The following is a 20,237-nucleotide window of genomic DNA, read 5'->3' as shown; positions in this document are numbered from 1 at the left end:
TTGCAGGCCGGCCTCACCTGAATCTAGTGAACTGCCGCGTACATGATCTTTTCGTCAGTTGCCTCCGCCGGCGAAAACTCTTCGACGATGCGGCCTTGCCGGCAGACTAGGATGCGGTCCGACAGGTTCATGATCTCCGGCAGGTAGGAGGAAATCACGACGACAGCGAGACCCTCATCGGCCAGCCGGTTGATGATCTGATGAATCTCGGCGATCGCGCCGACATCGACGCCGCGCGTCGGCTCGTCGAAGATGACGATGCGCGGCCGCTGCACCAGCCCTTTGCCGATCACCACCTTCTGCTGGTTGCCGCCGGATAGCTCGACGACGCGTGCATTGTCGTTGATCGCCTTGATGTTCAGCGTCTTCGTCCATTCGGCCGCAAGCTGCCGCATCTCCTGCTGGTTGATCACCCAGGCCTTTTCACGGCCCGCCGCCAACAGCCCGCCGAACAGGTTCTCGGCAATGCCCATTGTCTCGAAGATGCCCTCGCTCTTGCGGTCCTCGGTGACATAGACGATGCCGTCGGCCACCGCCTCGCTCGGCACGAGATAGCGCACCGGCTTGTCGTCGAGTTCGATCGCCCCGCCACGCAGGAAATCGCGCTTGTAGATGCCGGAGACGATCTTGAACGTCTCGGTGCGGCCAGACCCGATCAGCCCGAAGACACCGGTAATCTGTCCCTCAAAGATCGAGAAGGAGTTGTTGCGCACGACATTGCTCATCGAAATGTCCTGCACCGACAGCACCTTCTTGCCGGCCTTGCGCAATTTTGCTTCGTCGCGCTGCCTGTAGATCTGCCCGGACAGTGTTCGCCCGACCATGGCCGCGACGATCCGGTCGCGGTCGAAGGCCGATGTATCGTCGGTGATGACCAGCTCGCCGTCGCGCAAAATGGTGATGCGGTCGGCGATATCAAGCGCCTCTTCCAGCGCGTGGCTGATGAAGACGATCGACACGCCGCTCGCCTTCAGCCGCCGGATCAGCGCGAAGAAATGCCGTTTCTCTTCTGGCGTCAGCGTCGCCGTCGGCTCGTCGAAGATGATGACCTCGGCATTGTGGTGGACGGCGCGCGCGATCTCGACCATCTGCCGCTTGGCGGCACCCAGCGTCGCCACCATCGCGTTCGGGTCGACGGGAAAGTTGAGTGACTGCAGGAACTGCTGCGCCGAAATGTAGGTGCCGCGCAGCCGGTTGAGGAATTTTTCGGTGCCGAGATAGAGGTTCTGCGCCACCGTCATCGACGGCACCAGGCTGGTTTCCTGGAACACCATGGCAATGCCGGCTTCGAGCGCCGCATGCGGCGAGGCGTAGGCGATTTCGGCGCCCTTATGGAACATCCTGCCGGAGGTGGCGTCGACCACCCCGGCGACGATCTTGGTCAGCGTCGACTTACCCGCGCCATTCTCGCCGAGCAGCGCGTGGATCTCGCCCTTGCGCAGGTCGAAGCTGACGTTCTTCACCGCGGGCACGCCGCGATAAGTCTTGGTGACGTTTTCCAGGCGGACGATCGGTTCCATCAAAACCCTCCCGACGCGAGGTCGACCGACAACACGCAGTCGCCGCCCCTGGAGGCGATGAACAGAAGGCCGGCCCTTTCGGCGACGCTGCAAATGCCGTGGCGCGTGCCGTTGGCGCGGCTGTGCAGGCTGAATTGCGGCTGCAGCTTCTGGTCGAGCCTTACCACCAGCCCGTAGGAGCGGCTTGGCGACCAAGGCTTGTGGATGCCCATGGTGCGGATGCCACCGCATTGCAGCGGTTCGAGGAAGCTGCGGCTGGAAGCCAGGGCCGGCGCGATCCAGTAGGCCGGTGGCACCTGATTGATCATGTCCTGCCGGTAGTGCGTTTCCTGCAGCACGAATTCGATCAGCCGGTTGCGCGGCGCAAACAAGGTCAGCCACGCACCGCCATCGGCGGTCGGCGACAGCCGTGCGGGATAGCCGGGCAGATGCGCCAGCACCGTCGAGCGGTTGCCGGTCGCGCCGTCGAAGCGGACGAGCTGGTGGCGCCAGCTTTCGCTGACCAGCACATCCTGCCCTATGGGATGGAGCCCATAGGGAAAGGCGATCTCGCCTGCCACCTTGCGGAACCCACCGCCCGCCGCATCCCGCTTCCACAGCGAACCGGACGCGCCCTTCTTCATCAGGTCGGCGGCCCATTGCGAGGGCGCGTGTTCAGCCGAACCGTTGGCCAGCCACAACATGCCATCGTCTGTGTAGGCAAGTGCAGTGATGCAGCGTATCCCGGCCGGCAGCGAAACCTCCTTGCCGGCAATCAACAGCCTACCGCTCTCCAACCCGACCGTCAGTTCGCCCGATGGCGACAGCGCCAACGCCGTGACCGGAGATGGAAAGGTCTCGACCACGGTTGGCACGGCGCCGGCAGCAATAGCGTGTATGGCATTGCCGCTGGAGGCCAACAGCCTGTCGCTGGAAATCAGCAGATTATCCGGCTCGGTCAGTTCGGCGACCGCCGGCGCGTCATCCAGCCGTGTGTTGGGGCGGAAGGCGCCGTCGAGCGGCGGAATGGTCACCGCCTTGCCGCGAAACAGGTCAAGCACAGGATCAAGGATCATGACTTCGCCCCCCAGTAGGAAGCGGGGCTGGTCCAGTTCGGGTCGGCGCCCGATATCTTGTAGCGGCCGATGCGGTTGTTGAGGATGCCGCCGACGAACAGACAGCCCTTGTGCTCGCGCATCGAGGTGACCATCGGGTGCGCGCCGCCGGTGAGGTCGCCCATCGCCTCGACGATGCCGCCGGTTTCGTTGAACTTCACCACGCCGCCGGTGTTGATGTTGGGGAACAGCCATTCATCCTGCGGCAGCCGCCGCGTCATACGCTTGCGCATGTCGGGATGGCGCAGCGACAGGTCGAAACTCGGCGTGCGCATGCCGAGCCACGCCATCCAGTAGTTGCCGTCGGAGGCGCGGTTGATGTTGTCGGGGTAGCCCGGCATGTCGCGGATGACGCATTCGGCCGTGCCGGCCTTCGGCCCTTCCAGCCAGTAGCGGTGCACGCGGCAGGCCCAGCTTTCGGCGAAGAACAGCGACTTGCCGTCATGCGCCATGCACACACCGTTGGTGTAGCGGTAACCGTCGAGCAGTGTCTTGGTCGAGCCGTCCTTCGGGTCGTAGACCAGCAAGCGGCCGGTGGCGCGGTTTTCGATCGAATCCAGCGCCCAGTCATGCGCGTCGTAGCGCTTGGTCGAGTCGGTGAAATAGATGCGGCCGTCCGGTGCCACGTCGCAGTCATTGGGATCGCGCAACCGCGCATCGTCAACGATCGAGGTCCAGGAGCGCGAGGTCTCGGCCGACAGGCGTCTCACCTTCCGATCCGGCGACACGGAATAGAGCCCCATGGCGCCGACGCAGCTGATCAGGTTGCCTGATTTGTCGAAGGCAAGTCCAAGCGGAAAGCCGCCAATATGGGCAAATACTTCCGACCTGACATAGTCCGGCGCGAAGAAGCGGACGATCTCGCCATGGCGGGTGCCGCAATAGAGATTGTCGTCGCGGTCGAGGATGACATCCTCTGGCCCCTCCAGTTCGCCGAGCCCGATATGGTCAGCTTCTGACAATCGATTGTCGAGTTCGTATGGCGTGCCCGAACCGGGCGCCGCCGACTGGGTCGCGCCCATCTTGAGATAGACCGGCGCGACATAGACCTCGTTCAGCACCTTGTGGCGGTTCTTCAGCCAGCGGATGTCGATGGTCACCGCCACCGCCAGCATGATGCCGAGCACCATCTGGTTGGTTCCGGTGCCATAGCCCAGCCGGATCAGCCCGTTGGTCATGGTCAAGACGATGATGGCGCCCATCAGCCCCTTGATCACAGAGCCGCGCCCACCGCCCAAGCTGACGCCGCCGACCACCGCCGCCGTCAGCGCCATGATCTCGAGATTGAGGCCGGTACCCGGCCCTGCCCCGCTCAGGCGGCAAGCGATGAGGAAGCCACCGATCGAGGCGCAGAAACCTGAGAAGACATAGGTCATGAACACGGTGCGGCGCACCCGGATCCCGGCATTGTGCGCCGAGCGCCGGGAGCCGCCGACCGCCAGCACGTGCCAGCCCGGCCGCGAACGAGTCAGCGCGATATGGGTGACGATCGCGAGGATGATTGCCAGCCAGACCGAGACCGACAGGCCCCAGAAGGTACTGTCGCCGATGAAGTCGAGCACATCCGACGTGGCTGTCGAGAGCTGCACGTCGGCGGCATAGGTGGTGACCAGTATGTCGAACAGTGCCCGCCCGAAGATGAAGGTGACTAGCGTGGTGAGAAAGGCGCGCAGGCGGAGATAGCCGACGAGATAGCCATTGATGGCGCCGAAGACGAGGCCGGTGGCAAGCGAAGCGGCCAGCGCCAGCCAGATCGACTGTTCGAGGATGAAGAAGACATAGACGGCCGAGAAGCACGACAGCGCGAAGATCGAGCCGACCGACAGGTCGATGCCGCCGCCCAGCATCACCACCGTCATGCCGGTGACGACCATCGAGAACTCGCCGAGCTGGCGGGTCGATTCCTGCAGCGAGGTCAGCTTGAAGAAGCCCGGAATGATCGAGCCGAAAGTCGCCAATGTCACCACCAGCGCCAGGAACGGAATGGCGTTGTCGGTCCAGCGCTTGGTCAGGATCTCGCCGACAAGATGGTCGGGCACGAGATTGTAGCGCCAGGACTGGAGGCGTTCGCGGAAGGACATCAGGTCACTGCAAATCTGGGCTGCTAGAGAAAGAGGTGGCCGGGCAATCCGGCCACCTCGTTGATTGATATTTGGCAAGGATCGGTCTATTTCGCCGCCGCTTCGGCCTGCAGCGCCTTCAGGTCCCAGCAGCTGTCGGGCTTGAGGTCGGCCTTGGTCGTCGCCTTCTCGAGCGTGTAGATGTAGGTGTGCGAGGTGCCGGCCGGCTGGCCGCTCTGCAGCAGGAACTTGATAATAGCATTCATGTCGCCCGACTGGCGGGCAAGCTCGGTCATCACCACGGCGCCATAGGTGCCGTCCTGCAGCTTGTCGCAGTCGGCCGCCTTTTCCCCCCCGCCGGTGGTGACCAGGAACACCTTGCCCTCGAGCTTGGCGTCTCGGATCGCGGCCGACGCGCCGGTGGCGTCACCATCCCAGAAGTCGATGATCGAGCAAATGTCCGGGTTCTGCTGCAGCATCGTCGTCGTCACGTTGCGCGAGGTCGTCGCATCCCAGTTCGAGTCGGGCTTGGCCACCACCTTGAAGTCGGGATGCTTGTCCAGAACCTTCATGATGCCGGCATACTGATAAAGGCTGGAAGAGTTCGCCTGGTCGCCCTGCACCAGGCCGATCTTCTTCGACGAGTTTTCGCCACAGCCCTTGATCGCCGCTTCGGCCTCGAGCTGGCCTAGACGGTCCCAGTCGCTGCCGACAAAAGCGTCGGCTGGGAAGTTGGCAGGATTGTCGACCAGGAGCACATAGGTGCCGGCCGCCTGCGCCTTCTTCATCAGCTTGGAATAGGAGTTCAGGTCCGGCGCATGAATGATCAGCACGTCCGGCCTGGTGTCCGACGAGATGGCGTCGGTGATTGCCTGCGCGCCGGCATCGACAACCCAGTTCGGGTCGCGCGTCTCGAACACGCCGCCCCAGGCCTCGACTTCGGTCTTCAGATAATGCGCCCAGCCCTGCGCCAGGTCGAAGCCCATCGCCAGCGGCACCAGCATGACGCGCTTGCCCTTCAGCGACTGCGCATAGGCGGCCGGGCCCGGATCGTCGGCGGCAAAGGTGGGCGCTACGAAGGTGGTAACGGCAAGCGCCGTGGCGGCGGCCAAGAGTGTTCTGATCAGTTTCATGTTACATCCTCTGTTTTGGTCACTGTGGTTCACCGACGGCCCCAACCGTCCGCGTTTGGTCAAGTCTTCTGGTTCGAGCATAATCTCTTCGGGACCATGCCTAGATATCGCCCTGCTGCGCGGTCTGTTCGTCACGTGGGTTGATGACGCCGTCGACGATGATCGCCCCCAGCAGGATCGCCGCCTTGATCAGGTTCTGGTAGAGCAGCGGAATGTCGATGATGGTCATGGCGTTGAGCAGGATGCCGATCAGCGCCGCCCCGACCAGCACGTTGCGCACCCCGCCCCGCCCTCCGGACAGGCCGATGCCGCCGATCACCGCCACCAGCACGATGTCGTAGAGCAGCGTCGAGTTGACGACGCGGGTGTTGATGGAATGCAGGCTGGCCGCCGTCAGCAGGCCGGCAATCAGCGCGACGAAGGCCGACAGCACATAGCGCAGCACCAGCATCGGCCGCACCGGAATGCCGATGTTGCGCGCCGCGACCGGATTGTCGCCGGCGAAATAGATGTAGCGGCCCCATTTGGTGTAGCGCAGGAACAGGAAGAACAAGAGGGCGAGGCCCGCGAAGACGAACACCTCGACGGGAATATCGAGGAAGCGCAGGCCGCCGAGCAACTCGACCCAATGGCCCTGCGGCACCGGCACGGCATCCTGCGTGATCAGTTGCGAGCGGACGTAGCCGAAGACGAAGGAACCAGTCGCCAGCGTCACGAAGATCGCCGGCACATCGGCATAGGCGACGAGGAAGCCGTTTAGCAGGCCGATCGCGAGGACGCCGGCCAGCACATAGGCGAAGGCCAGCCCGTCCGGCGTTCCAGAATTCAGGAGTTGCAGATACCAGGCGACAGACATTGCCATGATCGCCACGGCCGAGAGGTCGATGCCTCGGCCGATGATGACGACAGCCATGCCGAGCGCCAGTATGCCGAGCACCGACACCGAGCGGACGATGGCCACGAGATTGTTTGGGTCGATAAAGCCCGGCAGGCCGATGGCAGCGGCAACAAACAGCACCACGGCAATGGCAAAGACAATGCCTTCCTGATTCAGGCTCCTGAAATTCGGCCAGCCGATCGCGTTCATGTCCCGCTTACGCCCCAATGGCAGCGCTGCCATCCCACGGAAAGCTAATCGGCTTAGCGTCGGTTCGTCAAATGAATCCGCGTTCAGAAGCCCGGTCGGTGGCGATATTCATCGAGTGGACGCATCGATTGCCAAAACTGGCGCAATGCCCGGAAAAGCCTGGATTTTTAGCAATTGGTTGCGCCAATGCGATCGCTTGCGAAAGCACCGACCAAGGCGAAAGGGCAAGGCGGAATTTATCTCCGCGTCAGGTGGAAAAATTCGATTTCAGTCCCCCCGTGCGTGGCCGGAAACCTCGGCACCCGCACCTGGTGGCAGCGCGAGGAAACGCAACGCCGCCACCAGCCCGATGGCGCCGATCGCCAGAAAGGCGATTCGAAAATCGACGAGGTCGAGCGCCGGCCGGTCCCTGGCGATCTGCGACAGGTTGAGGATCGCCGCCGCCACCGCGACGCCAAACAGCATCGCCACTTGCTGCAGCATGCTGGATAGTGTCGCGGCCGAACTGCGCTGCGCCGCGTCGATATCGGCGAAGGCCAGCGTGTTGAGGGCGGTGAACTGCATCGAGCGCGACAGGCCGGCGATCAGCATCAGTAGGATCACCAGCGCTTGCGGCGTCTGCGGTGAGATCGCTGCGCACGCCATGATCGACGCCGAGGCGATCAGGCCGTTGACGACCAGCACAGATCGAAAGCCGAAGCGCCGCAATGTCGGCGTCGTCACCGTCTTCATGCCGAGATTGCCGAGGAAATAGGCCAGGATCATCATGCCGGCATCGACGGGGCTAAGACCGAAGCCGACCTGGAACAGAAGCGGCAACAGGAACGGCGTGGCGTTGATCGCCACCCGGAAATTGGTGCCGGCGGCAAGCGTCGAGATGGCGAAGGTCAGCACCTTGAACGATGAGAGGTCGAGCAGCGGGTGCGGTGCGCGCCTGAGATGGCGCACCGCCAGCCAGCCGATGGCGACGCCGAAGGCGATGAGCGCCACCGTCGGCAAGACACCGTCTTCTGGATGCGCGATGCGTTCGAGCCCGTACAGAAGGCAAGCAAGTCCCGCCGATGTCAGGAAAAAACCCGGCCAGTCGAGCGGTTTTGGGTTGGCCTCGCGGTCGCCGGGAATGAAGCGGGCGACCAGCGCCAGCCCGATTACGCCGAGCGGGATGTTGATGAAGAAATTCCAGTGCCAGGACAGATAGGTGGTGATGAAGCCGCCCAGCACCGGCCCGACCACCGGCGCGAACAGTGCCGGCCAGGTGATCAGCGCGGTGGCGTTGAGCAGCTCGGACTTCGATGCATTGCGCAGGACGAGAATGCGGCCGACCGGCGTCATCAGTGCGCTTCCTAGCCCTTGCACGACACGTGCGGCGACGAACTGGGTCAGGTTCTGCGAGAAGCCGCAGGCGAGCGAGGCCAATGTGAAAAGGATGATTGCCAGCAGGAAGATATTGCGCGCACCGAACCGGTCGGCGAGCCAGCCCGACAGCGGCACGAACACTGCCATGGTCAGCATGTAGACGGTGATGCCGATGCTCATCGCCACCGCCGGCACGCTGAACGAAGCGCCCATCTGCGGCAGCGATGTCGAGATGATCGTCGAATCAAGCAACTGCATGAAGAAGGCGATGGCGACAATCAGCGCCACGCGCCGCGCATTGGTGGCCGTTTCGGGTAAGGCTTCAGTGTCGGGAATGGCAGTCATGACGGAACCGGTTTGAACAGCAATTAGCCGGCCGCGTCCATAGACGGCGTAACAAACTTTCGTGTCGCGTCACGGCCTGTTATGGATGAGAGGCGACCGGGGAAAGTGCACGCAGCAGATGAAACCCATCTATATCGACTATCTCAATGCCCTCGATATCGACGCCCTTGCCATGTCCGATGGTGAAATCATTGCCGCCGTAGAGGCCGGCCTGGTGGCGCAAGGCAATGGCCAGACGGTGATCGAGCCGCGCGTCCATCTCGAGCCGGACCCGTCCTTCCACGGTCATTTCAATGTCCTGCGCGGCTACGTCGCGCCTCTCGACACCGCCGGCGTCAAGATCGTCGGCGACTATGTCGACAACTACCTGCACGGCCTGCCCTCCGAATTCGGCATCCTCAATCTGTTCGATCCGCGCACCGGCACGCCGCGCGCCATCCTCGACGCCACCGTCATCACCGACATGCGCACCGGTGCCGTCACCGCCATCGGCGCCAAGCATCTGGCGCGCAAGGGCTCAAAAGTGCTGGCCCATATCGGCGCGCGCGGCACTGCCTACTGGAACGTGCGCCTGCTCGACCATCTCTTCGACTTCGACGAAATCCGCGTCCATTCGCGCCGCCCGGAAAGCCGCGACGGTTTCGCCGCAAAACTCTCCGCCGATCTCGGCAAGCGTGTCACCGCTGTGGCCGACTGGAAGAGCTGTGTCGAAGGCGCCGACATCGTGGTCGAGGCCTCGCGGCTGCCGGAACCGCAGCCCTTGTTGAAGACCGAATGGATCAAGCCCGGCGCACTGGTCGTGCCCTACGGCACCATGAGCGCCGTGGAGCTGTCGCTGACCGACATCATGCAGAAGATGGTCGTCGACGATTGGGGCCAGTGCAAGGGCGGAAAGTTCGGCTCGCTGCGCGCCCATGTCGAGACCGGGCGGCTGAGCGAAAAGACGCTGCATGCCGAGCTTGGCCAGATCGCCGCCGGTCTCAAGACCGGGCGAGAGAATGACAGCGAGACGATCCTGTTCTGGCACCGCGGCCTGTCGCTGTCCGACATTGCGTTGGGCAAGGCGATGCTGGCCAAGGCGCAGGCGCAAGGCATCGGCCAGCGGCTGCGCTTCGCATGAGTGCGCTCGTCCTCACCGGAGCCGGCGTGGGCACTGCGGATGTCGCCGCTGTGGCCCGCGAAGCGCGCAAGGTGGAGGTCCGATCCGATGTCCTCGGCAGGCTGCAGAAGGCGCGAACAGTGCTCGACCAGGCCGCCGCCTCCGGCCAGCAGATCTATGGCCTCAACACCGGGCTCGGCGCCAATCTCGGCACGACGGTCAAGGGCGACGCCAGCGCCTTCCAGCGCCAGCTGCTGGAAGGACGCAGCGGCGCGGTCGGCGAAGCGCTGCCGGTCGAGACCGTGCGGGCAACCATGTTTGCCCGCGCGGCGATGCTTTCAACGGGAGGCTCCGGACTTTCGCCCACCGTGTTTGTCGCTTTGGTCGACGCGCTCAATGCCGGCGTCCACCCGGTGATGCCGTCGCTCGGCTCGATCGGCGCCGGCGATCTGGTGCTGATGACGGCGCTTGCCCGCCTGCTGACCGGTGAAGGAGACGCCGACTATCAGGGCCGGCGCATGCCGGCGGCCAAGGCGTTGATGATGGCCCGCCTCGTCCCCATCAGCCTGGCGCCCAAGGACGGGCTGTCGCTGATTAACGCTTCGGCTGTTTCAGCGGGCAGCGGTGCGCTCGTGGTGACGGATGCGCTGTCCGCCCTTGCCCAGCAGCACCAGGCCGGCGCGCTGACCATGGAAGGTATCGGCGCCAATCGCACCATCCTCGACCCGCGCCTGCATATGGCGCGGCCGGCGGCCGGCCAGCAGGAAGCGGCCAAGGCCTTGCAATATCTGCTCGCCCGCGATGAGGCACCGGCGCCGACCACCTTGCAAGATCCCCTGTCGATCCGCTGCATGCCCTCGATCCATGGCGCGCTGATCGAGGCGATCGGCCAGGCGAGACATGCCGTCGAGATCGAACTCAATGCCGCCGCCGACAACCCGCTGGTGCTCAGCGACGACGGGCTGGTGCTGTCGACCGGCAATTTCCACACTGCTTCGCTGTCGCTCGCCTTCGAAACGCTCGGCCTGGCGATCGCCCAGAGTGCCGCCGCGAGCGCTGCCCGCTTCATCCAGCTTACTGGCTCCGGCCGTAACGGCCTGCCGAAATATCTGTCGCCGGTCGGCGGCGCCTCGGCCGGCTTCGTGCCGCTGCAGAAGACGGCGACATCGATCCTGGCCGCCATCCGCCACAGAGCCAATCCGGTGATGCTGGATTTCTTGGCCGTCTCGGAAGGCGTCGAGGACCATGCCACGCAGACACCGCTGGCTGTCGCGAAATGCGCTGGGATGGTCGCGCTGTGGCGGCGGCTGATCGCCTTCGAGTTGATGGCGGCGGCACAGGCGGTCGACCTGCGCGACGGGCTCACCCTGGCGCCACGCACCGCCGCAATTCACACGGCGATACGCGCGCTGGTCCCTAGCCTGAAGGAGGATCGGCCACTCGGCATCGACGCCGAAGCGCTCTTCGCCGCGCTCGCCAACGGACCCTGGCAGGTGACCTTACGCCCGGCCGACCTTGTCGAGGAACAGCCGTAGTTCACCCGGATCCATGTGCACGATATGCCTGTCCTCGGGATAGGCCAGGCTGTTGACGTCGGCGACATATTCGGAGAACGCCGCGATCCGCTCAGCCTGCAAACGATCATATTCGGCGGCGAAATTGCGATAGACCTTGGAGTGGTGAGGCATGTGCCCACGGTTCTGGCCGAGAATGTCGTCGGCGAACAGATATTGCGCGTCGCAGCCGGTCCCCGCCCCCATCGACAGCATGATCAGCGACGTCCGCTCCGAGATCGCCTTCGCCACCTCGACCGGCACCACTTCGATCTCCGCGCCGATGGCGCCGGCGGCCTCCAGTTGCTTCACCGCTGCGAAGACCTCCATGGCGGTGTCGGCTGTCTTGCCAACAGCCTTGAAGCCGCCCGTCCAGGTGGCGCGCGATGGAATGAGGCCAACATGGCCGATGACCGGGATGGCGTCGTCGGCCATCCGCTTGATCGTGGCGTAGCCGGCGCTGCAATAGACCGCGTCTGCGCCGGCCTTATAGAGCCGGAAGGCCCAGCGCAGGAAATCGTCCGCCGTGCCGATCTCGAAGAAATTCTCCCCCGGCATGGTGAACAGGCTGGGCGCCGCATCGCGGTATTGCGGGTTGAGCACCAGTTCGGGCGGCACCGAGACGATGTCGACCCCTGCCCGCTCGGCGGCCTCGGCCTCGTCCATCGTCAGTACGCGCAGCATCGTCAGCTGGCGCTTGCCCTTCATGGCGCGCAGGTCCGCGACCGTCGGTCTTTTTCGACTCATCGAAAGAATTCCCTCTGTTACATGCTGCGGCAGGTCAGCCGATCTGGATCATCACTTTGCCAGCCTCGACCTTCACCGGATAGGTCGCGAGATCGACGCACACTGGTGCGCCCTTGGCGGCACCAGTCTTGTAGTTGAAGCGGCCATTGTGCTTGGGGCATTCGATGATGTCGTCCATCACCAGCCCGTCAGCCAGATGCGCCTTCTCATGCGTGCAGTAGCCGTCGGTGGCGAAGAATTCGTCATCCGGGCTGCGATAGATGGCGAAGGTGCGACCGCCATGGTCGAAGCGGATGACGTCTTCTTCCTCGACATCATCGACGCCGCACGCTTCAACCCAGCCGGCCATCTGGTTCTCCCCTATTCCGCTGCCGCCGGGACGGTCAGCGCATGGAATTCGTCGCGGTACGGCCGTGCCGTCGGCGGCAATTCGCGCTCGAGGAAATAGTCCTCGTACTGGAGCTGTTTGATCAGCACCGGCCAGACCTCGCAATAAGCATGCCACATCGAAGGGTTCGGTTCCGGCAGATCATGCTTGATCAACTCATGCAGTTTCGGCAGCGCATGATAGGGCACCATTGGAAACATGTGATGTTCGACGTGGTAGTTCATGTTCCAATAGATGAAACGGCTGATCGAGTTCATGTAGACGGTGCGCGTGTTCAGCCGATGATCGGTGACATTGTCAGCCAGCCCGATATGCTGCAGCAGGCCAGTCAGCACCATGTGCCAGCTGCCGTAGAGGCGCGGCAGGCCGATCAGCACCAGCGGCAGGAACGACCAGACGTAGAGCGCCAGCGCGATCGCAGCGAGATAGATAGCGATCTGCCAGCGCGCGGCGATGACCGCCTTGTGCTGCTCCATCTCCGGCACGAAGCTTTTCTCGTCCGGCGAGAGGTTGCCGAACGCATTGCGCACCAGCGTCGGCAGCGAATAGCGCAAATCGAGGACGCCGGTGAAGGCAAGTGCGGCGCGCAACAGGTCCGGCGGACGCATCACCGCGATTTCGGCGTCGCGGCCGACGATGATCGTGTCGGTGTGATGTCGGGCATGGCTCCAGCGCCAGGTGACCGGATTGCGCATCAGCATGAAGCTGGCGATCTGGTAGACGACGTCGTTCATCCAGCGGGTGCGGAAGGCTGTGCCGTGGCCGCATTCGTGCCAGCGCGAGTCGCTGGAGGAGCCGTAGAGCACACCGTAGACGCAGAAGAACGGCACGCACCACCATGAACTCCAAAACCAGATGCCGCCGGCAGCCGAGCCCAATATGGCGGCGATCCAGATGAGGGTGTCGCGGATCGCCGGCATATCGGAGCGTTGCATCAGCTCCTTCATAGTCTTGCGCGGCACGTCTGTGTGATACCACTCGGCGGAGGCCAGCCCGGTCTCGATCGCGATCCGCGTGCTTTCACCGACCAGGCTGTAGTCGCGCTTTGTCTTGACCGTCGCCATCGTCGCCTCCCGTGCGGTCCTCAAAGGCCGTTGGCGCGGAATTTTCCATCGAGGAATGTCTTGGCGCGTGGCACGTCGTCCTCGGTCAGATGCTCGATAATGACCGGGATGTTCGGGTGCTTTTCGCTGAGCCGCTTGAGATAAAGATCATAATTGAGCGAACCGAGGCCGGGCGCCGGCAATTCGATCTCGCCGACGCCGCGAAAGGTGAGGCCTTCCGAAGCATTGTCATCGCCAATGTCGGCGTGCTTCTCCGACTTGTCGCTGCCGGAGCGCTTGACGTCCTTGGCATGCGCGATCCTGATCTTGTCGGTCAGCGTGTCGAACACCTGGTTCAGCACCTGGTCCATGCGGTCGATGTTGTGCGCCTCGAAATAATTGGTCGGATCCATCAGCAGGCCAAGACCAGGATGGTCGACCTGCGCGAACATCTTGACCGTTTCCTCGACTGAGCCGACGACATTGTTGACATAAGTTTCGAGCAGGAAGACCGCGCCATGGTCATAGGCCGTCTGGGCAAGGTCGGAGATCACCTTACGGCATTCCTCGAATCCTTCCTCAGTCTTGTTCCTGGGGTGGTGCACCCAATCGGATTCGGTGTTGTAGGTGCCTGTTTCCGAGATCACGTAAGGCGAGCCGAATTCGCGCGCGTTGCGGATGATCTCCTTGAGATAGCCGACGCGCTTGTCGCGCTCGACCTTGTCCGGGTGGATGATGTTGGTGTAGCCGGAAACGCAGCAGACCGGCAGATTGTGGTCGCGGAACGTATCCCGCACAGTCCTCGCCTTATCTTTGGTGATCTGCCCAGCCGAGAGGTCGATATCCCTGAAATGCAGATCGAGTTGTACCGTGTTGAAATCGAGCGCGCGAATGCGCCTGGCCACCTCTTCGAGGCCATAGGGAAAATAGCCGGTGAAGATACCCGCCTGCATCATGATGTGAACTCCTCCCGGTAAGCGATTCAGCCGCCACGCGATTCGGCGGCCAGATGTTCAGTCGATCGATATCTCGGACAGCTTGACCGTGCGGCCTTGTGCCATGGAGCGGTAGCCGGCTTCGACCAGCGCCATCGTCTTGACGTTATCGGCGACGGACAGCGCCGGTGGCGTGCCCGTCTTCACCGCATGCTGAAGCTGTTCCATCACGCCGATGAATGCGTGCGGGAACCACATCGTATCCCAGCTGGGCGTCACCCACTCGCCACCGGTCGTCTCGGCCGAGGCATAGGTCAGGGTCGAAGCCACGCCCGTCGGCCAGCCGATGGTGCCCTTGGCGACACCCCTGGTGCCGTCGACGCGCCAGTTGATGTGCTGGTCGTCCTTGTAGCCCTCCTGCCGCGGACCGGACCAGACATCCTCCAGCGACACGGCGAGCACCCCGGACGGGAAGCGCAACGTCGACACGGTGATGCCGTCGGAATGGTCGAATTTCGTGCGCGGATCCTTGCGCGTCAGCGTCGTGATCTCTTGCGGATCGCCGAACAGGAAACGCAGCACGTCGAGATGATGCACGCTCATATTGGCGAGCGTCAGCCGGTCATAGTCGGCAAGAAAAGTCTGCCAGTGCGGGATCGCATGCATGTCGATCTGCGCGAAGACGATGTCGCCCAGCGCGCCGCTATCGATGATTTGTTTCAGCACACGCATCGACTGGTCGTAGCGCATGTTCTGGTTGACCGAGAGTATCTTGCCGGACCCGGCCGCTTCGTCGCGCAGCCTGACCGCTTCCTCTACCGACAGCGCCAATGGCTTCTGCGCCAGGATCGCCTTGATGTGCTTCTGCTTCAGCGCATGTCGGATCAGCGCCGGTTGCTGGTCGGGCGGAAAGGCAAGATCGACGATCTCGACACGGTCGTCCTCGATCAGCTGTTCCGGCGTCTCATGAACGGTTGGGATGCCCCAGCGCCCGGCCACTTTTTCGGCGCTGGCTTTCGTACGCGAAGCGATCGCGACCACCGGGAAGCCGGCCTGTGCATAGGCGGCGAGATGGCATTCGGCCATGATCTTGCCGGCGCCGACGCAGCCGATCCGGTACTCCCTGGTGCGGACCTTCACATCCGGCTCGAAATTCGTGCCTGCCATCCATTCCTCCCGTGCAGGACAGGATATAACGCGATGGCCTGTGCCTCGGCCAAGGCCGACACCATCATTTCCCATCACGGGTGTGACGACCGACCATTCAGACCAGGAATGACGAAGGCCGCGCCGATAAGCGCGCGCCGTCTGTTCGAAGTGGCGACGCGAGGCAGCACTTTCAAGCCACTCAGGCTGGGCGTCTCCCGATGCTGACGATCGCCCGGCCATCCGCGTCGAGCCCGATCGCGATCCGGTCGCCGGAGGCGACACCGGCAATGTCGCACACCACCACCGGCATGCGAATGGCGTAGAGGAATTCGGCGACGATGGCGCCCACCGCCAGGATCCAGTCCGGCCGCTCCAGAAGGATGCCGGAAGGTGCGGTGCCCTTGCGGATCGCCTCGGCCAGAACCGAGGATGAGGAGGACGAGCCACGCCCGCTCGGCATCACCAGGATCTTGCCGGCGATATTCTGGCCGAGACCGGGATGCGAATGGTCAATGATGTCGCCAGTCTCGGCGTCGACGCCGCCCCAGAAGCTGAGCGGCTGCGAAAAAGCCAGCGCCTGGCCCTCGGCCTCACCGGCCAGTTGGAAGGTCCCGAACCGCTCGACCCCGGTGTCAGTCGACCAAATCATGACGCACTCCGCACAACATGCCCGATCGCAGCCGAGCGGATGCAATCCCTCATGTCGGCGAAGGCGACGGACACGCCGATATTGCCCGGTGCGTAATGCGCCCATTTGCCGGAATTGGTCATCACCACGCCGTCTAAGCGCTCGAGGATCGAGGTGACATAGGTGCAGGTGTCCGCGACCGGGATCAAGCCGAACCCCTCCATGCCAGCCAGCGCGCCCTCCTCCTGCAGTCGCGTCAGCGTCGCGCGACCGGTGTTGACATAGATCGGGATACGCCTGGCCGGCGCGATCTCGCGCACCATCGGCAACAGACGCATCCATTCGTCATGGGAAAAGTGCGGCGTGCCCAGCGACACGGCCGCCAGCGGCGCACCATCAGGCACGGTCGATAGCCTGGCCAGCGCTTGATCGATGTCGGCGCGGCTGATGCGGATCGAAGCCTCTGGCGCATGGCCTTGGAACGCCTCATCGAGCGTCTTCGCTTCTGGCGTGATGCCGACCGCGTGGAACAGCGCCACCGCGCCGGTGGTTGCCGCCGCAGCACCCAGCGCCTTCAGTTGGTCCTCGTCACGCGGTTGTGGCAGGCCGGCGATCACCGGAATCCGATCGCCGCTTGCCTGCCCGATGAACAGCCCGACGCCGACGAACAGGCTATCGCTCGGCTCCGGCTCAGGAACGGCCAGGTCGAACAGGATGCGGCCGCGCCGGTTCTCGCTCAGATGCAGGCCCCAGGCCGGCGCACGCGCGGTCATGGCGCAGCAGAGGTCGATGAAATCGCCATAACGGTTGGTGCGCGCGCCGATAACCGAATTGGCAAAGACGATGGCATTGGATTCACCCCAGGCGATCTGCTCGCCGAAGCCCGGCCGGAACCGCGTCTGGTAGGGTGCGCAGGTGAAAGTCGCCTGGCAGCCGAGTTCGAGATGCGCCTTCATCAGACGCCGCGCCGGCACTTCCTCCGCCGCCGGCATCTTTACCAGGCCGGGATGAATGAGATCGAACGAACCGACATTGAGCGTCGTCGGCACCCGGACACGGCCACCGCCCTCGACCAGCCGTTCGACGAAATCGAGCCCGGCCTTGCCGTGGTAAAGGCAGCCATCGATATGGGCGCCGGCAATATCGAGCAGGCTGCCGGCTCCAACTGCATTGGAAAACGCGACCAGGATTTTCATCGCCGCGGCTGCCGACTGGCCCTGCTCGCCATCGAGCATCGACTGGTCCCGCCCACTCAGTTCCAAGGTCATCGCCACTCCGGACTCTTGCCCGGCTATGCTGTCCCTGATTGCGAACGGTCTGGCAAGACCCGTTGCAGGTCTCAGCTCGCAGCGATCAGCACCGTGCTCTCCGGCGACCAGCGCAGCACCACGTCCTGCCCTTCCGCCAGCCGCTCGATGCCGGTGTTCTGCACAATGACCTTGAGCGTCTGGCCGGCGCGATCGACGAAGTACGTGCTGTTGTTGCCGGCGAAGATGCGCTTGGAAACGTGGCCCTTGAGCACGTTCGTGTCGGTGGCATTGGAAACCCCGGCATCGGTGCCAATGCGGATGCGTTCAGGCCGCACGGCGCAGCTCGCCTTGGCGCCGACAGCAAGCGTCGCGCCCGCGCCCGCAGCAATCGCCGTGCCGTCCGTCAGGCGGATACCGCTGCCCGTCGTGTCGCCACGAAAGATATTGGCGTCACCGAGGAAAGTAGCGGCGAACTCGCTCTTTGGCCGGTCGTAGATCTCTTCCGGCGGCCCTTCCTGCACCAGCCTGCCGTCGCGCAAGATGCCGATGCGGTCGCTCATCGTCAGCGCCTCTTCCTGGTCGTGGGTTACGAAGATGGTGGTGATGCCAATCTCGCGCTGGATGCGCTTCAGTTCGATCTGCATGTCGACGCGCAGCGCCTTGTCGAGCGCGCCGAGCGGCTCATCGAGCAGCAGCACGCGCGGCTTGGTGACGATGGCCCGTGCCAGCGCCACCCGCTGGCGCTGGCCGCCCGACAGTTGGTGCGGGCGCCGGCCGCCGAGCTTGCCGAGTTGCACGAGATCGAGCGCGGCCTGCACCTCGGCGGCAATCACCGCCTTGGCCTCGCCGCGCACCGACAGGCCGAAGGCGACATTGTCGGCAACGCTCATATTGGGAAACAGCGCATAGTTCTGGAACACCATGCCGATGCGCCGCTTCTCGACCGGCACCCGCTCGACGCTCTCGCCGCCAATGGCAATGCGGCCGGAATCGGGAAAGTCGAACCCCGCGATCTGGCGCAGCAGCGTGGTCTTGCCACTGCCCGACGGCCCAAGCAGCGCATAGAAGCCGCCATCGGCGAAATCGATGGAGACATCGTCCAGCGCCTTGTGCGCGCCGAAGCTGCGCGAGACGTTCGATACCTGCACGCCGGCCATTATTTCTCTCCGCCGAATTTGAAGAAGCGCGCCGTGAGCAGCATCAGTGCCATCGATACGACAATGATGATCGTCGAGACCGCGTTGATCTCGGGCGTGAAGCCCTTGCGAATCGCGGCGTAGATTTCGACCGGCAGCGTCGTCTGGCCCGGCGTCGCCAGGAAATAGGACACCACGAACTGGTCGAACGAGACGGCGAAGGCGAACAGGCCACCGGCAATGACGCCGGGCATGATCCACGGCAACGTAACGCGCGCGGTCACTTGCCACTGGTTGGCGCCGAGAGAGCGCGCCGCCTCCTCCAGTTCCGGCGCAAAGGTCTGCAGACGGGCCGAAACGACGACGATGACATATGGCAGCGCCAGCGCCACATGGCCGAGCAGGATGGCATGCAACCCGCGGCCGATGCCAACGCCGAAGAAGAAGATCAGCATCGCCGTGCCGGTGATCAGCCACGGAATGGCGATCGGCGGAAACAGCAGCGCCTGAAGGAATTTCTTGCCGCGAAATTCGTAACGATAGAGCGCCAGCGACGCTGCCGAGCCAAGCACCGTGCAGACAATGGTGGTGATGACTGCGATCTCGACGCTGTTCCAGGTGGCGGCAATCAGCTGATCGTTCTGCCACAGCGATGCGTACCACTCCGTCGTCCATTCGAACGGCAATTGGTAGAAGGGCGAGACGTTGAACGACATCAGCGCCATGATGATGATCGGCAAATAGAGAAAGGCCAGCAGCAGCCAGATGTAAAGGCGGCCGAGCCATTCGAGGATGCGGGTTGTCGCCATCACGCGGCCCTCTTGAGCACTGGCGAGGCAGCCGCCAGGATCACCAGCACGACGGCCAGCAGGATGAAGGAGAGCGCCGCACCCAGCGGCCAGTTGAACACGGCGACGAACTGGTCCTCGATGACCGTGCCGTAGAAGGTGCCTGCACGGCCGCCGAGGATGCGTGGTTCCATGAACGAGCCGACAACCGGCACGAAGATGAGTGCTGCGCCGGCCACCAATCCGGGCATCGACAGCGGAATGATCACGCGCTTCAGCACCTGTAGCCGCGAGGCACCGAGCGAGCGCCCGGCCTCGATCAGCGAGTCGTCGATCGCCTGCAGGGTCAGGTAGCAGGTCAACACCATGTAGGGCACATAGGAATGCACCAGCCCGATGATCACGGCCGGATAGGAATACATGAGGTCGATGTTGATCTTGAACGGCAGCACTGCGTTGAGCGCCGTGTCGAGGATGCCGCCTTCGCGCAGAACCATCGCCCAGGAGAAGATGCGCACCAGGCCGTTCGACCAGAACGGCAGGATGACGAGCAGGAAGATCGCCTCGCGGCTGCGGCCCTTCAGCACCTTGGCCAGCACGTAAGCCGCGGGGTAGCCGATGACGATGCACCACAGCGTCACTTCAAGGCCTAGCCGCAGCGAGGCGAGCAGCAGCGTCAGATAGAGGCTCTGCGAGAAGAAGGCGGCATAGTTTCCGAGCGTGAATGCCCACGGCTTCCCAGACAGGGGCAGCTCGGTCATGAACGAGAAGAAGACCATGGCCGAGAGCGGCAGGAAGATCGCCACCGTCAGCCAGAGATAGGCCGGCGCCAGCAGCGGCAATGCCGATCTCAGCCCGCTTCGCGACGCTGTCGCAGCTGCCATGATACCCTCCTCCCAGGATTGAAAGAACCAGCCGGCGCGAAC

At 63.6% G+C, this 20,237-nt stretch carries 18 protein-coding genes; 2 read left to right on the top strand and 16 right to left on the bottom strand.

Annotation, left to right across the window (positions count from 1 at the left end; translation table 11 throughout):
• Positions 1-23 precede the first annotated feature (23 nt).
• From AC1D2G_RS08815 to AC1D2G_RS08790, 6 genes are all read right to left on the bottom strand, one after another.
• Positions 24-1,520 carry a sugar ABC transporter ATP-binding protein gene (locus AC1D2G_RS08815; RefSeq protein ID WP_477413340.1) on the bottom strand — a complete coding sequence of 499 codons (1,497 nt, stop codon included), beginning with the start codon at positions 1,518-1,520 and terminating at the stop codon, positions 24-26.
• On the bottom strand, positions 1,520-2,575 hold the full coding sequence (locus AC1D2G_RS08810) for an NHL repeat-containing protein (RefSeq protein ID WP_477413338.1): 1,056 nt from the start codon (positions 2,573-2,575) through the stop codon (positions 1,520-1,522). Before AC1D2G_RS08810 ends, AC1D2G_RS08815 begins: the two co-directional genes overlap by 1 nt.
• Positions 2,572-4,695 carry an ABC transporter permease gene (locus tag AC1D2G_RS08805; protein WP_477413336.1) on the bottom strand — a complete coding sequence of 708 codons (2,124 nt, stop codon included), beginning with the start codon at positions 4,693-4,695 and terminating at the stop codon, positions 2,572-2,574. Before AC1D2G_RS08805 ends, AC1D2G_RS08810 begins: the two co-directional genes overlap by 4 nt.
• 86 nt (positions 4,696-4,781) lie before the next feature.
• On the bottom strand, positions 4,782-5,807 hold the full coding sequence (locus tag AC1D2G_RS08800) for a sugar ABC transporter substrate-binding protein (protein WP_477413334.1): 1,026 nt from the start codon (positions 5,805-5,807) through the stop codon (positions 4,782-4,784).
• A gap of 100 nt (positions 5,808-5,907) precedes the next feature.
• Complete coding sequence (locus AC1D2G_RS08795; protein ID WP_477413332.1) at positions 5,908-6,894, bottom strand: ABC transporter permease; 987 nt, start codon at positions 6,892-6,894, stop codon at positions 5,908-5,910.
• Between the two features lie 267 nt (positions 6,895-7,161).
• The gene (locus AC1D2G_RS08790; RefSeq protein ID WP_477413330.1) at positions 7,162-8,595 is read right to left on the bottom strand and encodes a DHA2 family efflux MFS transporter permease subunit; all 1,434 of its coding nucleotides are present in this window, start codon (positions 8,593-8,595) and stop codon (positions 7,162-7,164) included.
• A 118-nt stretch (positions 8,596-8,713) separates the two neighbouring features.
• Between AC1D2G_RS08790 and AC1D2G_RS08785 the strand changes: the two genes are divergently transcribed.
• Positions 8,714-9,715 (top strand): ornithine cyclodeaminase family protein, encoded by a 1,002-nt coding sequence (locus AC1D2G_RS08785; protein WP_477413328.1) that lies wholly within the window; start codon positions 8,714-8,716, stop codon positions 9,713-9,715.
• Positions 9,712-11,229: an HAL/PAL/TAL family ammonia-lyase gene (locus tag AC1D2G_RS08780; protein ID WP_477413326.1), complete on the top strand. Its 1,518-nt coding sequence runs from the start codon at positions 9,712-9,714 to the stop codon at positions 11,227-11,229. The genes AC1D2G_RS08785 and AC1D2G_RS08780 overlap by 4 nt, the downstream gene beginning before the upstream one ends.
• Here AC1D2G_RS08780 and AC1D2G_RS08775 read toward each other — a convergent pair.
• The 10 genes from AC1D2G_RS08775 to AC1D2G_RS08730 all read right to left on the bottom strand — a co-directional run bounded on the left by AC1D2G_RS08775 (position 11,194) and on the right by AC1D2G_RS08730 (position 20,195).
• A complete protein-coding gene (locus AC1D2G_RS08775) occupies positions 11,194-11,994 on the bottom strand; it encodes a 3-methyl-2-oxobutanoate hydroxymethyltransferase (protein ID WP_477413324.1) in 801 nt (266 codons plus the stop codon). The genes AC1D2G_RS08780 and AC1D2G_RS08775 overlap by 36 nt on opposite strands.
• A gap of 34 nt (positions 11,995-12,028) precedes the next feature.
• Positions 12,029-12,343, bottom strand: coding sequence for a MocE family 2Fe-2S type ferredoxin (locus tag AC1D2G_RS08770; protein WP_477226916.1), 315 nt, complete (start codon positions 12,341-12,343; stop codon positions 12,029-12,031).
• Between the two features lie 11 nt (positions 12,344-12,354).
• Entirely contained in the window at positions 12,355-13,446 is a 1,092-nt protein-coding gene (locus AC1D2G_RS08765; protein ID WP_477413322.1) for a fatty acid desaturase family protein, read from the bottom strand.
• Positions 13,447-13,466: 20 nt separating this feature from the next.
• A complete protein-coding gene (locus AC1D2G_RS08760) occupies positions 13,467-14,381 on the bottom strand; it encodes a sugar phosphate isomerase/epimerase family protein (RefSeq protein WP_477413320.1) in 915 nt (304 codons plus the stop codon).
• 57 nt (positions 14,382-14,438) lie between these two features.
• On the bottom strand, positions 14,439-15,527 hold the full coding sequence (locus AC1D2G_RS08755; RefSeq protein WP_477413318.1) for a Gfo/Idh/MocA family protein: 1,089 nt from the start codon (positions 15,525-15,527) through the stop codon (positions 14,439-14,441).
• 181 nt (positions 15,528-15,708) lie between these two features.
• Complete coding sequence (locus AC1D2G_RS08750; protein ID WP_477413316.1) at positions 15,709-16,158, bottom strand: aconitase X swivel domain-containing protein; 450 nt, start codon at positions 16,156-16,158, stop codon at positions 15,709-15,711.
• A complete protein-coding gene (locus AC1D2G_RS08745; protein WP_477413314.1) occupies positions 16,155-17,405 on the bottom strand; it encodes an aconitase X in 1,251 nt (416 codons plus the stop codon). The genes AC1D2G_RS08750 and AC1D2G_RS08745 overlap by 4 nt, the downstream gene beginning before the upstream one ends.
• 71 nt (positions 17,406-17,476) lie before the next feature.
• A complete protein-coding gene (locus AC1D2G_RS08740) occupies positions 17,477-18,544 on the bottom strand; it encodes an ABC transporter ATP-binding protein (RefSeq protein WP_477413312.1) in 1,068 nt (355 codons plus the stop codon).
• Positions 18,544-19,332: an ABC transporter permease gene (locus AC1D2G_RS08735; protein ID WP_477397962.1), complete on the bottom strand. Its 789-nt coding sequence runs from the start codon at positions 19,330-19,332 to the stop codon at positions 18,544-18,546. The genes AC1D2G_RS08740 and AC1D2G_RS08735 overlap by 1 nt, the downstream gene beginning before the upstream one ends.
• A complete protein-coding gene (locus AC1D2G_RS08730; protein ID WP_477413311.1) occupies positions 19,332-20,195 on the bottom strand; it encodes an ABC transporter permease in 864 nt (287 codons plus the stop codon). The genes AC1D2G_RS08735 and AC1D2G_RS08730 overlap by 1 nt, the downstream gene beginning before the upstream one ends.
• Positions 20,196-20,237: the final 42 nt, after the last annotated feature.

Source organism: Mesorhizobium sp. P2_C7, assembly GCF_056404515.1.
The sequence above is the reverse complement of the archived record's forward strand: the minus strand, read 5'-3'. Positions and strand labels throughout refer to the sequence as shown.

Excerpts from the sequence above, each read along its gene's own strand:
- AC1D2G_RS08815 (WP_477413340.1), bottom strand. The coding sequence starts at position 1,520 with ATGGAACCGATCGTCCGCCTGGAAAACGTCACCAAGACTTATCGCGGC.
- AC1D2G_RS08810 (WP_477413338.1), bottom strand. The coding sequence starts at position 2,575 with ATGATCCTTGATCCTGTGCTTGACCTGTTTCGCGGCAAGGCGGTGACC.
- AC1D2G_RS08805 (WP_477413336.1), bottom strand. The coding sequence starts at position 4,695 with ATGTCCTTCCGCGAACGCCTCCAGTCCTGGCGCTACAATCTCGTGCCC.
- AC1D2G_RS08800 (WP_477413334.1), bottom strand. The coding sequence starts at position 5,807 with ATGAAACTGATCAGAACACTCTTGGCCGCCGCCACGGCGCTTGCCGTT.
- AC1D2G_RS08795 (WP_477413332.1), bottom strand. The coding sequence starts at position 6,894 with ATGAACGCGATCGGCTGGCCGAATTTCAGGAGCCTGAATCAGGAAGGC.
- AC1D2G_RS08790 (WP_477413330.1), bottom strand. The coding sequence starts at position 8,595 with ATGACTGCCATTCCCGACACTGAAGCCTTACCCGAAACGGCCACCAAT.
- AC1D2G_RS08785 (WP_477413328.1), top strand. The coding sequence starts at position 8,714 with ATGAAACCCATCTATATCGACTATCTCAATGCCCTCGATATCGACGCC.
- AC1D2G_RS08780 (WP_477413326.1), top strand. The coding sequence starts at position 9,712 with ATGAGTGCGCTCGTCCTCACCGGAGCCGGCGTGGGCACTGCGGATGTC.
- AC1D2G_RS08775 (WP_477413324.1), bottom strand. The coding sequence starts at position 11,994 with ATGAGTCGAAAAAGACCGACGGTCGCGGACCTGCGCGCCATGAAGGGC.
- AC1D2G_RS08770 (WP_477226916.1), bottom strand. The coding sequence starts at position 12,343 with ATGGCCGGCTGGGTTGAAGCGTGCGGCGTCGATGATGTCGAGGAAGAA.
- AC1D2G_RS08765 (WP_477413322.1), bottom strand. The coding sequence starts at position 13,446 with ATGGCGACGGTCAAGACAAAGCGCGACTACAGCCTGGTCGGTGAAAGC.
- AC1D2G_RS08760 (WP_477413320.1), bottom strand. The coding sequence starts at position 14,381 with ATGATGCAGGCGGGTATCTTCACCGGCTATTTTCCCTATGGCCTCGAA.
- AC1D2G_RS08755 (WP_477413318.1), bottom strand. The coding sequence starts at position 15,527 with ATGGCAGGCACGAATTTCGAGCCGGATGTGAAGGTCCGCACCAGGGAG.
- AC1D2G_RS08750 (WP_477413316.1), bottom strand. The coding sequence starts at position 16,158 with ATGATTTGGTCGACTGACACCGGGGTCGAGCGGTTCGGGACCTTCCAA.
- AC1D2G_RS08745 (WP_477413314.1), bottom strand. The coding sequence starts at position 17,405 with ATGACCTTGGAACTGAGTGGGCGGGACCAGTCGATGCTCGATGGCGAG.
- AC1D2G_RS08740 (WP_477413312.1), bottom strand. The coding sequence starts at position 18,544 with ATGGCCGGCGTGCAGGTATCGAACGTCTCGCGCAGCTTCGGCGCGCAC.
- AC1D2G_RS08735 (WP_477397962.1), bottom strand. The coding sequence starts at position 19,332 with ATGGCGACAACCCGCATCCTCGAATGGCTCGGCCGCCTTTACATCTGG.
- AC1D2G_RS08730 (WP_477413311.1), bottom strand. The coding sequence starts at position 20,195 with ATGGCAGCTGCGACAGCGTCGCGAAGCGGGCTGAGATCGGCATTGCCG.